A 12577-nucleotide genomic window follows, 5' to 3' on the forward strand; every position below is an offset into this window, starting at 1 on the left:
TCCGAACCGTGACGGGCGGTCCGGCAGGGACCCATTGTGCGACCGTTGTGTACTCCCTGTCTGCGGGTAAACGCTTGCCATCACCCAGCGCAACAAGTTTGATCAAACCCTCCACGCCGCCACTCTGCGTGACCAACTACTTCAGGTAGGCAGCAAGGATCCGCTCGAGCAGACTCCGGGTGAGGTCCGGGCGGGGTTTGCCTTTGACCATCACCTCCACACCGAGGGCGACCCGGCCCACCTGGCCGTGGATGGTGGCGGCGCCGAAGCCGGAGTTCGGGTTGAGATCGAGGACCGCCTTGTCGAGACCCGGTACGACGGTCGGCTTCGCCTCCGGGCGTGGATCCATGTCCTTGCCGTTGGGGAGATTCCAGAAGTAGAGCCGGACCGAGCCGGGAATCTCGGCCACCGGCACGTACACGCACCACGTCTGCCCGGCCGGCACCTTGAAGCCGGTCGAGATCCCGTTCCCGTCGAACTGATAAGGAATCCCGGTCAGCTGGCTCATCCAGCCGGTGGGTGGGCAGCCCTTGACCTGCAAGGTCCGAACCTTCACCGGCGGTTTGGAGCTACAGAACTCGTCGAGACTCTTCCCCGTCGCAGTGCCCTTGGTACCGCCCGGCCCGCCGGTCAACGCGAAAAAGGTCGTGCTCTCGACCTCGGTCAGCGGCGGACCCCCGTATCTGCTCCCGGCCGGACAGGTGCACCCGCCCGCCTTGGTGCAGAAGGCGTTCCCGTCGTTGACCAGGTAGTCGCGCTTGCTGGGGACGTCCCCGAGCCTCGCATGCCCGGTGAGCCCGAACACCAGCACATCGGCCTCGGAAGCCAGCTTATGGATTGCGTTCGTGTACTCGGGAACAGAGAACGCCGTCGAACCACCCCTGCCGACCACCAGCAGGGTGTCCTTCGCGCCCGGCCCGTCGGCCAGCCCCGGACCACTCATCACCCAGGCATCGCCGAGCGCCTTGGTCCGGAAGTACGACGAACCCCATTTGTCGAGGAAGTCGTCTCCGCCGGCACCCGACGCCTGGAATGCCGCCACATTGTCTTTCGCCTGAAGCATCGGGATCAGCGCGTGCCACGCATCCTTACCGGTGTGCGTGAGCTGCGAGTAGAACCCGATCGCCGAGTAGGTCCGCTGGAACAGCCGGTACTCCGGGTGCTCCACATATCCGGCCCACCAACCGTCCTCCTCCGCATCCGGATGGAGTGTGTAGCCGACCCACTGGGCCTGGCCCTCGATAAGCCAGCTCGGCGCGGAGTAGAACCTGTCGAGCCCGACGATCTGCGCCTCGAAGCAGTGCCAGACCTCGTGCGAGACCACCATTGCGAGAAACTCGCCCTGGGCAGGCCGCTGCGGGTTCATCGAGATCTTGCACCGGGCCGGCTTGCCGCTGAAGCCTCCCGACGCGGAGACCGCCACGGTCTCCGCGTCGGAGTGGCTGTCCTCCGTCTTGCGCACAGCGATTCCGAGCCCCAGCGACAACTTCACGCCGGTCTTCGTCTCGATCGCCGACGCAGCGTCCGCAGCGAGCCGCTTCAGATCCGCAGCCGACGGTCCAGGAGCGGCAGCCGCTACGACGTACGCGGCAGACCCGCCGGAACTCTTCACCTGCAGCCCCGCCAACTCCGGAACGAGCCGGGCTGCCTCCGTGCGCTGAGCCGGCGTGATCTCGCCCCAGTGTGAGACCAGCCAGCGAACCGCCCCGGTCCCGGACGACACCCGACCAACCTCCCCACCCGGCACCGAGACGCCCGGCAGTGCACCGAAGGCGATCGAGAAGGCCTGCAGTGCGGTGTCCTTGCTGACTGTTCCGTCCGGCCGGACCTGCCCGGCAACCTGCTGCCAGGCAGACTGCGCCACCGGCGCAACGCTGCCTCCACCCCCGCTGCTGGCCGCCTGATCCGGGCCAGAGCAGGCTGTCGCAAGGAAAGCCGTCACCCCCAGCAGAGCCAGCACCGTCACGGACCGATTCCCCAGAATTCTCTTCATGCTCCGCAACGATCCGCAGCACCCTTCAGAAACCCTTCAGGGGTGGTTCGGGTGGTGGGATTGAGGGTGGTCGGGTGGGGGGAAGCTGGGATAGGCTCAACGCGTTACTTAACCGGTTCGGCAAATGGTCGGAGGCCGCCAAGGGCAGCGGTCGGTGCTTCGGCGACGAGGAGAGAAAACATGGTCGCAGTGGACAACCTGTCCCTCCAGCTCTACACGGTCCGGTACAAGCTGGAGGAGGACTTCGACGCCACGCTCGCCCGGATCGCAGAGATCGGCTACACCAAGGTCGAGCCGTTCGGCGTGGTCGGGATGGCCGACAAGCTGGCCGAAGCGCTGCCCAAGTACGGACTGTCGGCACCCACGACCCACGCGGGGTTGCTGAAAGAGGACTCGGGCCCCATCTTCGAGACCGCGAAGCGGCTCGGCATCAGCACGGTGATCGACCCGTTCGTCGACCCGGCCCGCTGGCAGTCGGCCGACGACATCAAGGCGACCGCGGAGGCGCTGAACAAGGCGGCCGCCGAGGGCGCGGAGCACGGCATCACCGTCGGGTACCACAACCACCAGTTCGAACTGGAGTCGGTGATCGACGGCGTACACGGTCTGGAGATCCTCGCGGACAACCTGTCCGACCAGGTCATCCTCGAGGTCGACACCTACTGGGCCGCGGTCGGCGGCGCCGACGTACCGGCGCTGCTCGGGCGGCTCGGCGACCGGGTGAAGGCGCTGCACATCAAGGACGGCGACGGCACCCTGAACAACAAGGCGCAGGTCGCGGTCGGCGCCGGCAGCATCGCGGTCAACGACATCCTGAAGTCGTCCCCGGGCACGCTCCGCGTGGTCGAGCTGGACGACTTCGAGGGTGAGATCTTCGACGCGGTCGCCGGCAGCTTCACCTACCTGACCGGGGAGGACGTTGCATGACTGCCGTCGGTGTAGGTGTGATCGGCGCGGGGGTCATCTCCGACGCCTATCTGAAGAGCATGCAGAGCTTCCCGGACCTGAAGGTGCTGGCGATCGGGGACCTGCGTCCCGAGGCGGCCAAGGCGAAGGCCGAGGAGTTCGGCATCGAGACGCACGGCGGTCCCGAGGCTGTTCTCGGTCACCCGGACGTGGAGATCGTGGTCAACCTGACCATCCCGATCGCGCACGTCGAGGTGGCCCTGGCAGCAGTTGCCGCCGGCAAGCATGTGTGGAGCGAGAAGCCCTTCTCGCTCGACCAGGAGAGCGGACTGAAGCTGCTCGCGACCGCTCAGGACGCGGGACTCCGGCTCGGTTGCGCACCGGACACCATCCTGGGCCCGGGTCTGCAGGAGTCGCGCCGGATCATCGAGCGCGGTGACATCGGCCAGCCGCTGACCGCGCTCACCCTGATGCAGTCGCCCGGCCCGGAGTCCTGGCACCCGAACCCGGCCTTCCTCTTCCAGGAAGGCGCAGGTCCGCTCTGGGACATCGGCCCGTACTACCTGACCACCCTGGTGCAGCTGTTCGGTCCGGTCGCGGCGGTGGCCGGACTGGGCTCGAAGTCGCGGGCGAAGCGCACGATCGGATCGGGCCCCCTCCAGGGCCAGGAATTCGACGTGACCGTGCCGAGCCACGTGAGCGCGATGGCGCGGTTCGAGTCGGGCCAGTCGTCGCAGAGCATCTTCAGCTTCGACTCGCCGCTGCAACGCAACGGCTTCGTCGAGATCACCGGGATGGAGGCGACGCTCGCCCTGCCGGACCCGAACAACTTCGCCGGTGACATCAAGATCCGTCGCCGGGGCAGTGAGGACTGGGAGACGATCGCCGAGACGAAGGCCACCGCCGAGCGCGGTACCGGCGTCCTGGATCTCGCGCGGGCGATCCGCGAGGACCGGCCGCACCGGGCCACCGGGGCGCTGGCGTTCCACGTCGTCGACGTGATGGCCTCCATCACCGAGTCGATCGACACCGGCGCCTTCGTGGACGTGACCAGCACCGTCGAGATCCCCGCCGTCCTGCCGGACGACTGGGACGTGCACGCCGCGACCCTGTGAGCGACGGACTTCTGGATCCCCGGCGAACCATCGTGTTCGCCGGGGACTCCGTCACGGACTGCGGCCGCCGGGAAGACCCGGCCGGTCTGGGTGACGGCTACGTGAAGATCCTGTACGACGTACTCGGGGCCGACCGGCCGCGGATCGTCAACGTAGGCATCAGCGGCAACCGCGCGGTCGACCTGGCCGCGCGCTGGGACGTCGACGTCCTGAAGCACGAGCCGGACCTGGTCTCCGTGCTGATCGGCATCAACGACACCTGGCGCCGCTACGACAAGGACGACCCGACCTCGACGGAGGCGTTCGAGGCGTCGTACCGCGAACTGCTCGAACCCGTCGCCGCGAAGCTGGTGCTGGTCGAGCCGTTCCTGCTGCCGGTGAAGGCGGAGCAGCGGGCCTGGCGCGAGGACCTCGACCCCAAGATCGAGGTCGTCCGGCGACTCGCCACGGAGTACGACGCGCTGCTCGTGCCGGCCGATGTCGAGTTCAACCGGCAGGCCCTGACGGTCGGCGCTACCACGCTCGCCGGCGACGGCGTGCATCCGACAGCCGCCGGACACCGGCTGCTCGCCGAGCTCTGGCGACGTACGGTCAGCTGAATTTCATAAACCGGTTCAGCTCCTCTTTCCCGAAAGCGATCCATCTGTGACGACAACACTTCGCTCCGTTCCGCTCACCACCGAGGGCGGCGCCGCCTGGACCGTCCGGGCGGTGGACGGGCCGGTCCCGGACCGGCACAGTGCGCTGCTCGCGGCGCCGGTGGCGGCGACCGTGCCGGGCGAGGTGTACTCCGACCTGCTCACGGCCGGAGTCATCCCCGATCCGTTCGACGGCGACAACGAAGCGAAGCTGTTCTGGATCGGCAGGACGAGCTGGAGCTACCGGACCGTCTTCGATTGGGAGGCCGACGAGCACACCGTCCAGGAGCTCGTCGCCGAGGGCCTCGACACGGCCGCGCGGGTCACGCTGAACGGCACCGTGATCGGCGAGACCTGCAACCAGCACCGTTCCTACCGGTTCCCGGTCACCGGACTGCTGGTTGCCGAGCGCAACGAACTGGTGATCGAGTTCGCCTCGCCGGTCGCGACCGCCAATCGGCTGCGCGAGGAGTCCGGGATGTGGCCGCACACGAATCTCCATCCCTACAACGCGATCCGCAAGATGGCGAGCAACTTCGGCTGGGACTGGGGCATCGACGTGGCGACGGCCGGCATCTGGCGGCCGCTGCGGATCGAGTCCTGGACCGGCGTACGGATCGACTCGGTCCGTCCGCTGGCCGGGCTGGATCGCGACCGCGGCGTACTGGACACCAGGGTCGGGCTCGCCTGGTCGGATGATGTCGAGGCCGGGGCCGACGCCACCATCACGGTCGAGGTCGGCGGCACCACCACGCAGATGACCGTGGCCGCGGGCACGCCGGAGGCCGGGGTCACCTCGACGATCGACGCGGTGGACCGCTGGTGGCCGCGCGGCTACGGCGGCCAGCCCTTGTACGACGTGCAGGTATCCGTCAGCGCCGGTGGCCGTAGCGACGACTGGCAAGGGCGGGTCGGGTTCCGCACGATCACGATGGACGTGGCGCCGGACGAGGACGGTACGCCGTTCATCCTGTCGGTCAACGGCGAGCCGGTGTACGTCCGCGGGGCGAACTGGATCCCGGACGACGCCTTGATCACCCGGCAGACCCGCTCGACGTACGAGCGCAGTATCCGGGACGCGATCGACGCGAACATGAACCTGCTGCGGGTCTGGGGCGGCGGGATCTACGAGAGCGAAGACTTCTACGACATCTGCGACGAGCTCGGCGTGCTGGTCTGGCAGGACTTCCTGTTCGCCTGCGCGGCGTACTCCGAGGACGAGCCGCTCTGGAGCGAGGTGGAGGCCGAAGCCCGGCAGGCCGTCACCCGGTTGAGCCGGCACGCGAGCCTCGCGGTCTGGAACGGCAACAACGAGAACATCTGGGGGTACGTCGAATGGGGCTGGCGCGCGCCGCTGGCCGGCCGTTCCTGGGGTGAGGGCTACTACTTCGACCTGCTCCCGTCGATCGTCGCCGAGCTGGACCCGCGTACGCCGTACTCGGCCGGTAGTCCGTTCTCCTACGACCGCTACATCCACCCGAACGACGAGCGCCACGGCACCATGCACGTCTGGGATGTGTGGAACCAGGTGGACTACTCGACGTACCGGAAGTACAAGCCGCGGTTCGTATCCGAGTTCGGCTTCCAGGGACCGCCGGCCTGGTCGACGCTCACCTCTGTGGTGCATGACGAGCCACTCGACCCGTACGGCGAACAGATGCTGGTGCACCAGAAGGCGTACGAGGGCAACCTCAAACTCGAGCGCGGCCTCGGCGACCACCTGCCGAAGTGGGACAACATCGACGACTGGCACTGGACGACTCAGCTGAACCAGGCGCGAGCTGTTGCCTACGGCATCGAACACTTCCGCAGCCTGTTCCCGCTCAACCGCGGTGCCATCGTCTGGCAGCTGAACGACAACTGGCCGGTCGTCTCCTGGGCCGCCGTCGACGGGCACGGGATCCGCAAGCCGCTGTGGTTCGCCCTCCGCAGCGCGTACGCCGACCGCCTGCTGACCGTGCAACCCCGCGAGGACGGCCCGGTCGTTGCCGCACACAACGACACCGCGATCCCCTGGACCACCGAGGTCACCGTCACCCGCCGAAGCACCCTCACCCCCGACATCCTCGCCAGCGAAACCTTCGCCTTGGAGGTCCCCGCCCGCTCCAGCACTCTCAACCCCCTCCCATCGCCGATCGCCACACCGACCGACCCCACCTCGGAGTACGTAGAGGTCCGCACCACCGACGGCACCACGGCGTACTGGTACTTCGTAGAAGACACCTCGTTGAAGGTCGTCGCAGACCCCTACACCGCCGAAGTCACCCAAACCCCCAACGGCTACGACGTCACGGTCACCGCCACCGCCCTCACCAAAGACCTGACCCTCTTCCCCGACCGCCTAGACCCAGCCACCAAGGTAGACACCGCCCTCATCACCCTCTCCCCCGGCAACACCCACACCTTCCACGTAACCAACACCACAACCACCCCCACCACCCTCACCAAGCCGCTACTCCGCTCAGCCAACGACCTCCTCTAGAACAACAAGGAGAGGAGGGCTGTTAGGGCTAGGCCCATGATGGAGATGATGGTTTCCATGACGGACCAGGTTTTGATGGTTTGGCCTACGGTGAGGCCGAAGTACTCCTTGACCAGCCAGAAGCCGGCGTCGTTGACGTGGGAGAAGAAGAGCGAGCCGGCGCCGATGGCCAGGACGACCAGGGCGAGGTTGGGGTCGTTGAGGCCGGCGGCTAGCGGGGCGACGATGCCGGCAGCCGTCACGGTGGCGACGGTGGCGGAGCCGGTGGCGAGGCGGATGAGGACGGCGACGATCCAGCCGAGGAAGAGCGCGGAGAGGCCGGCGTCGATGGCGATCTTCGCGATCGCGGTGCCGGTGCCGCCGTCGACGAGGACCTGCTTGAAGCCACCACCGGCACCGACGATCAGCAGCACACCGACGATCGGCAGCAGGCTCTCGCCGATCTTCTTGCTCAGCACGCTGACCGTGAAGCCGACCGCAGTACCGAAGGTGTACATCGCCAGCAGTACGGCGATCAGCAGTGCCACTACCGGATCGCCGATGAACTCCAGGAACGGGTAGAGCGCGGCGTCCTTGCTCATCCAGACATCCGCAGCAGCCTTGAGCAGCATCAGCACCACGGGCGACAACACCGTGATGAGGGTCCACGCAAAACTCGGGCTCCGCGTCGCCGTCGGGTCCTGCGCCGTACCGGCTTCCTCGGCGCCGGAAACCGGCGCCGACCGATCGCCGGAAACCGGCGTCGGCCGATCCTGCAGCCCCGACCCCGACCCCGACGTACCGGAGCTGCTCGTCACCGCGAGGGCCGCGCCCGAAGCGCCGATAGGCACCCACTGAGCAGCGAACCGGGCGAACAGCGGACCCGCCACCACAACCGACGGAACCGCGACCAGCAGCCCCAGCGCGAGCGTGATCCCCACGTTCCCGTGCAGGATCCCGATCGCCGCCAGCGGCCCCGGGTGCGGCGGCACGAACCCGTGCAGCACCGACAGTCCGGCCAGCGCCGGGATCCCGAGCAGCATCGCGCGCCCACCCGACCGGCGTACCGCGAGCATCACGATCGGGATCAGCAGCACCAGCCCGATCTCGAAGAACATCGGGATCCCGATGATCCCCGCGATCAGCGCCATCTTCCAGGGCAGGGTCGACGCCTTGCCGTGCAGCAGCGTGTCCACCACCTTGTCGGCGCCGCCGGAGTCCGCGAGCAGCTTGCCGAGCATCGCCCCGAGCGCGATCAGCACCCCGACGTACCCGAGCACACCGCCGACCCCGGTCTCGTAGGACTTCGTCACCGTGGCGGCCCCGATCCCGGAGGCCAGCCCGACGAACAGCGCGCCGATCGTCAGCGCGAGGAATGCGTGCACCTTCAGCGCCACGATCAAGGCGACGATCAGCGCGATGCCGATCACCGCGACGATCAGGACCCTGGTGTCATGCCCGTTCCAGGGCGCATTCACATCTCCGGCCATCGCCAGCTGAGCAAGCTTCACGAGACACCGCCTTTCCTACTTCGGGGTGCCCCTCCGGCTACTCGTTCAACCAGGCCCGGATCGTTTCCTCATCCGGGCGCGCCTCGGTGCCGATGGCGTGCGGCACGAAGCGGGCGTAGTAGTCGGTGATGGGCCCGTCGGACTCACGAACCATCATGCCCGCAGCGACCCCGTCCACCACCCAACTCCCGATCACAGCTCTGTTTCCTTCGTACGACGGCAGCGGGTGCCACTCCTGGTAGACCATGGTGTCCGTGTCGTACGGCCCCGACTGCACATGGTCGACCGGGTCGGCGATGGTGTGGATCCGGATGTTGCTGCCCTCGCGCCCGTGCAGCGGCTTGGCAACCCACTCGAGCAGATCGCCCGGCGTACCGAAGTACGCGGGCAGCAGGTTCGGATGGTCCGGGTAGAGCTCCCAGAGCACCGGCAGGATCGCCTTGGTGGAGAGCATCGTCTTCCAGACCGGCTCGATCCACTGCACGGGTTCGCGCTCGACCCCGGCCAGGATGTACTTGCCGAACTCGTCGTCGAGCATGTCCTCCCAGGGATACAGCTTGAACGCGGTCCGGATCTTCCGCCCACCCCAGTCCACGAACGCCCGCTGCACCGACTCCCAGCCGAGGTCCTCGATCTCATGCCCGTACGTCGCCAGGCCGGCCATCGCCGCAGTGTCGCGCAGGTAGGCGACCGTCATCGCTTCCTCCCCGGTGGTCTCCGCCGCCGAGTTGAAGAAGTGCGCCTCGTTGCCGGGAAAGGCCCCGGCCGTACGCCGTTCGCTCCACCACTTGACCAGGCGATCGTGCACCGAGTTCCACTGGTCGGCGTCGGGGAACACGTCCTCGAGCCAGTTCCACTGGATCACCGCGGACTCCAGCAGCCCGGTCGGGGTGTCGCCGTTGATCTCCAGCATCTTCGGCTCGACGCCACTCCAGGCCAGGTCGAACCGCGCGTAGACCGACAGGTCCTCGCGCTTCAGCGACTGCTGCACCAGCGACAACGTCCCGGACGCCAGCCCGAGCTGGTCGTCACTGAACTTGTTCACCATCACCGAGGCGGCGTGCTTGCACATCTCGTAGAGCTCCTCGGTGACCCGTTCGAGGTGCAGCACCTCGTCCATCGTCACCTCGTACCAGGCGCTCTCGTTCCAGTACGGCCGTTCGCTGCCGTCGGGCATGTCGGTCATCGGGAAGACCAGCCCCTGCTCGACCACCTTCTCCTTCCAGCCGGGCCGCGGCCGGATCGCGTGCCGCCACATCAGCCGCCCGACCCGCCCTTGCCCGCCTTGCCGAAGCCGCCCCGGCTGATCTTGCCGATGTCGCCGCCCTTGGTGTCCAGCCCGCCGCGCTTGATCGTCGGCGAACCGGATCCGCCCGGCCGCGTCGTCGGCGTCGTGAAAGTGCCCTGACCGGTGTTGTACCGCCCGCCGATCGGCGGCACGAGTCCGCCGGCCCGGGTCGCCATGTAGAACCAGAAGAAGCCCGCGCCCGACCCGTGGTACTCGCGGTTGTCCTTGCAGTTGTCGTCGTTCGTCCGCTCCTGGGTCTGCGGGTCGACGCAGATCGCCGCGTAGTCGGGCTGGTCGTTGTCGTTCGAGCAGCCGGTCAGCGAGGCCGCGACCAGTGCCGTCAGCCCGAGCGTGATCCCGGCACTGCGCATCCGTCGACGCTGCTCTGTCACGATCGGGCCTCCCCTTCGGCGGGCGGCTTCATCGAGTACATGACGATCGCGCCCACCACCATCGTCACACCGACGACAACCAGCGAGCCGGTGGCCGCGTCGGCGACCGCGAGCACGAGCACGGTGACGAACCCGGCCGTCGCCAGCAACGGCACCACCACCCGTTGCAGCACCCGGCCACGGATCTGCGCATTGAAATAAACCGGTACGGCGAGCGCGGTGGCCAGGTAGTACAGCGAGACCAGGATGGAGACGGCGCCGACCGAGTCGGCCAGCACGGCGTCGGAGGTGAGCACGAGGACCACGAAGATCAGCAGGCTGACCCCGGCGAAGACCCAGGTAGCGACGCTCGGGGTGTCGAAGCGGGTCGAGATCCGGGCGAACTGTCCGGGGAACGCATCCCGGCGGGCCATCGAGAGCATCGTCCGCGCGGTCGGCAGGATCGTGGTCTGGGTCGAGGCGAGCGCCGACGCCAGCACGGCAGCGATCAGCAGCTTGCCGCCGGCCGATCCGAGCAGGTCGCCGGCCAGGACCGCGAAGAAGTCGCCGTCCGAGATGCTCGCCAGGGTGTCCGTTCCGGCGTACGCGACGGCCGACCAGGCGACCACGACGTACAGGATGACCAGGATCGCGTTCGCGGCGAGGGCGGCGACGGCCGGCGTACTGCGGGGGTTGCGCGTTTCCTCGTTGACGCTGAAGGACGAGTCCCAGCCCCAGTAGAGGAACACCGCGATCAGCAGTCCGGTCGACCAGCTGCCGTCGCCCTGGGTCGTGAGCGCGGGGATGCTGAAGGAGTCGGCCACCCAGAACGCGTTGACCGCGAACCAGAGCAGCGCGAGCAATTCGAGCCCGAGCAGCAGCAACTGGGTCCAGGCGGCGATCCGGATCCCCCGATAAGCCAGCACGGCCATCCCGACGATGAACACCGCACCGAGGCCCGCTTGGGCGACCCGCGATTCAGCGGCACCGTCGAGTCCGAACAACACGTACGAGTAGACGGCGGCCACCTGGGCCAGGTTCCCCATCACCAGCACGCAGGCCATCACGGTGGTCCAGCCGACCATCCGGCCGATCCCGCGGCCGAACGCCTTCTCGGTCCAGCGGAACGTCGTACCGCAGTCCGGCTCGGCCGTGTTCAGCTCCCGGAAGCACAGCGCCACGAGGATCACCGGGATCGCGCTGACCGCCAGCATGAACGGGGTCGCCGCACCGACCGTCCCGGCGAGCAGCCCGACGGACACGGCCAGCGAGTACGCCGGCGCGGTCGACGAGACCCCGATCGCCGTGGAGGCGCGCAGCCCGAGTGCGCCCTTGCGCAGACTCCGGCCCCGCGAGCGCGAGTCGGGGATCGTCGTCATGGTCCCCCAGACTGCCATGCCGTACCGCCAACACTCATCAACCCGCCGATGGAACTACTGGTTCAACCCGTGGGTTGAGACATCAGCTGGCTGACAGTGACCAGGGTGTAGCCGCGGGCGCGCAGCGTGCGGACGATCTCGGGGATCGCCTCGTCGGTGAAGGGCGCGTTGTCGCCACCGTGCATGTGCAGGACGACGATCGAGCCGTTCTGCACGTGCGAGAGCACCTGCTTGATGATCGGCTTCGGCGACTTGGCGAAGCCGTCGGCACCGGGAACGTCCAGGCCGACCGCGGTCACGCCCGACGGGGCGAGTTCGTGCAATGCGGTGCCGTCGTAGCAACCGCCGGGGAAGCGGAACCACTTCGTCGGATGCGGATCCAGCCGGGCGAGAAGGTCGACTGCTTTCCGTACGTCGGTCAGCATGTCAGCGGGTGGGACCGTTCCGAGGGTGTAGCAGTGCTTGGTGAACCCGCGGTGGTCGTAGGTGTGGGTGCCGAGCTCGAACAGCGGGTCCGACGCGAGCTGCCGGGTGCGGTCCGGATACTCCTCCATCCACATCCCGGTGAGGAACAAGGTCGCAGGCACCTTCAACTGGCGAAGCTCGTTGATCAGCGCTTCGTTGTAGTACGACTTCACTGTCCCGCGCTGCAGCCGCTTGCGCATGAGGGCCGTCAGGTCAGCGTCGAAGGTCAATGCGACCTGCTTCTTGTCCCGCGGCCCGTGCTGCACAACCTCCAACAAGTCCCGCTGCGGAGGCTTCGGCGTGCTGGGAGTTGGGGTGCTGACGACTGGGATGCTGGAGAAGGTGCGGTCTGGCGTGGGCGTGGCCACCGGAGTGTCTCCACAACCAGCCAGTACTACGAGCGCGCCGGCCACCAGCGCAGCCAACCTGATCCCCCAGTAATCAGTCACG

Annotated in this window: 10 protein-coding genes; 4 read left to right on the top strand and 6 right to left on the bottom strand. The window is 67.7% G+C overall.

All coding sequences use genetic code 11. From position 1 onward, the window contains the following. Positions 1 to 136: 136 nt before the first annotated feature. Positions 137 to 1864, bottom strand: coding sequence for a hypothetical protein (locus tag ABZ004_RS20710; protein ID WP_355681741.1), 1728 nt, complete (start codon positions 1862 to 1864; stop codon positions 137 to 139). 309 nt (positions 1865 to 2173) lie between these two features. Here ABZ004_RS20710 and ABZ004_RS20715 point away from each other — a divergent pair, with 309 nt between their 5' ends. Genes ABZ004_RS20715 through ABZ004_RS20730 form a run of 4 tightly spaced genes read left to right on the top strand, consistent with a single transcriptional unit; the run spans position 2174 to position 7134 of the window. Then, positions 2174 to 2920, top strand: coding sequence for a sugar phosphate isomerase/epimerase (locus ABZ004_RS20715; RefSeq protein WP_355681743.1), 747 nt, complete (start codon positions 2174 to 2176; stop codon positions 2918 to 2920). Then, a complete protein-coding gene (locus tag ABZ004_RS20720; protein WP_355681745.1) occupies positions 2917 to 4014 on the top strand; it encodes a Gfo/Idh/MocA family oxidoreductase in 1098 nt (365 codons plus the stop codon). Before ABZ004_RS20715 ends, ABZ004_RS20720 begins: the two co-directional genes overlap by 4 nt. Then, on the top strand, positions 4011 to 4613 hold the full coding sequence (locus ABZ004_RS20725; protein WP_355681747.1) for an SGNH/GDSL hydrolase family protein: 603 nt from the start codon (positions 4011 to 4013) through the stop codon (positions 4611 to 4613). The genes ABZ004_RS20720 and ABZ004_RS20725 overlap by 4 nt, the downstream gene beginning before the upstream one ends. A gap of 46 nt (positions 4614 to 4659) precedes the next feature. After that, entirely contained in the window at positions 4660 to 7134 is a 2475-nt protein-coding gene (locus ABZ004_RS20730; protein ID WP_355681749.1) for a glycoside hydrolase family 2 protein, read from the top strand. Here ABZ004_RS20730 and ABZ004_RS20735 read toward each other — a convergent pair. From ABZ004_RS20735 to ABZ004_RS20755, 5 genes are all read right to left on the bottom strand, one after another. Then, on the bottom strand, positions 7131 to 8603 hold the full coding sequence (locus tag ABZ004_RS20735; RefSeq protein WP_355681919.1) for an SLC13 family permease: 1473 nt from the start codon (positions 8601 to 8603) through the stop codon (positions 7131 to 7133). The genes ABZ004_RS20730 and ABZ004_RS20735 overlap by 4 nt on opposite strands. A gap of 58 nt (positions 8604 to 8661) precedes the next feature. Next, complete coding sequence (locus tag ABZ004_RS20740; RefSeq protein ID WP_355681750.1) at positions 8662 to 9882, bottom strand: glutathionylspermidine synthase family protein; 1221 nt, start codon at positions 9880 to 9882, stop codon at positions 8662 to 8664. Beyond that, on the bottom strand, positions 9882 to 10304 hold the full coding sequence (locus tag ABZ004_RS20745) for a hypothetical protein (protein ID WP_355681752.1): 423 nt from the start codon (positions 10302 to 10304) through the stop codon (positions 9882 to 9884). Before ABZ004_RS20745 ends, ABZ004_RS20740 begins: the two co-directional genes overlap by 1 nt. After that, positions 10301 to 11662, bottom strand: a complete 1362-nt coding sequence (locus tag ABZ004_RS20750; protein WP_355681754.1) for an APC family permease — start codon at positions 11660 to 11662, stop codon at positions 10301 to 10303. The genes ABZ004_RS20745 and ABZ004_RS20750 overlap by 4 nt, the downstream gene beginning before the upstream one ends. A 62-nt stretch (positions 11663 to 11724) precedes the next feature. After that, positions 11725 to 12576, bottom strand: coding sequence for a polysaccharide deacetylase family protein (locus tag ABZ004_RS20755; protein WP_355681756.1), 852 nt, complete (start codon positions 12574 to 12576; stop codon positions 11725 to 11727). Position 12577 lies beyond the last annotated feature (1 nt).

The sequence above is a fragment of the Kribbella sp. NPDC006257 genome (genome assembly GCF_040613535.1).
Classification (GTDB): domain Bacteria; phylum Actinomycetota; class Actinomycetes; order Propionibacteriales; family Kribbellaceae; genus Kribbella.

What these genes read in the sequence shown, in the direction of transcription:
- ABZ004_RS20715 (WP_355681743.1), top strand. Translation starts at nt 2,174, where the DNA reads ATGGTCGCAGTGGACAACCTGTCCCTCCAGCTCTACACGGTCCGGTAC.
- ABZ004_RS20720 (WP_355681745.1), top strand. Translation starts at nt 2,917, where the DNA reads ATGACTGCCGTCGGTGTAGGTGTGATCGGCGCGGGGGTCATCTCCGAC.
- ABZ004_RS20735 (WP_355681919.1), bottom strand. Translation starts at nt 8,603, where the DNA reads ATGGCCGGAGATGTGAATGCGCCCTGGAACGGGCATGACACCAGGGTC.
- ABZ004_RS20740 (WP_355681750.1), bottom strand. Translation starts at nt 9,882, where the DNA reads ATGTGGCGGCACGCGATCCGGCCGCGGCCCGGCTGGAAGGAGAAGGTG.
- ABZ004_RS20750 (WP_355681754.1), bottom strand. Translation starts at nt 11,662, where the DNA reads ATGACGACGATCCCCGACTCGCGCTCGCGGGGCCGGAGTCTGCGCAAG.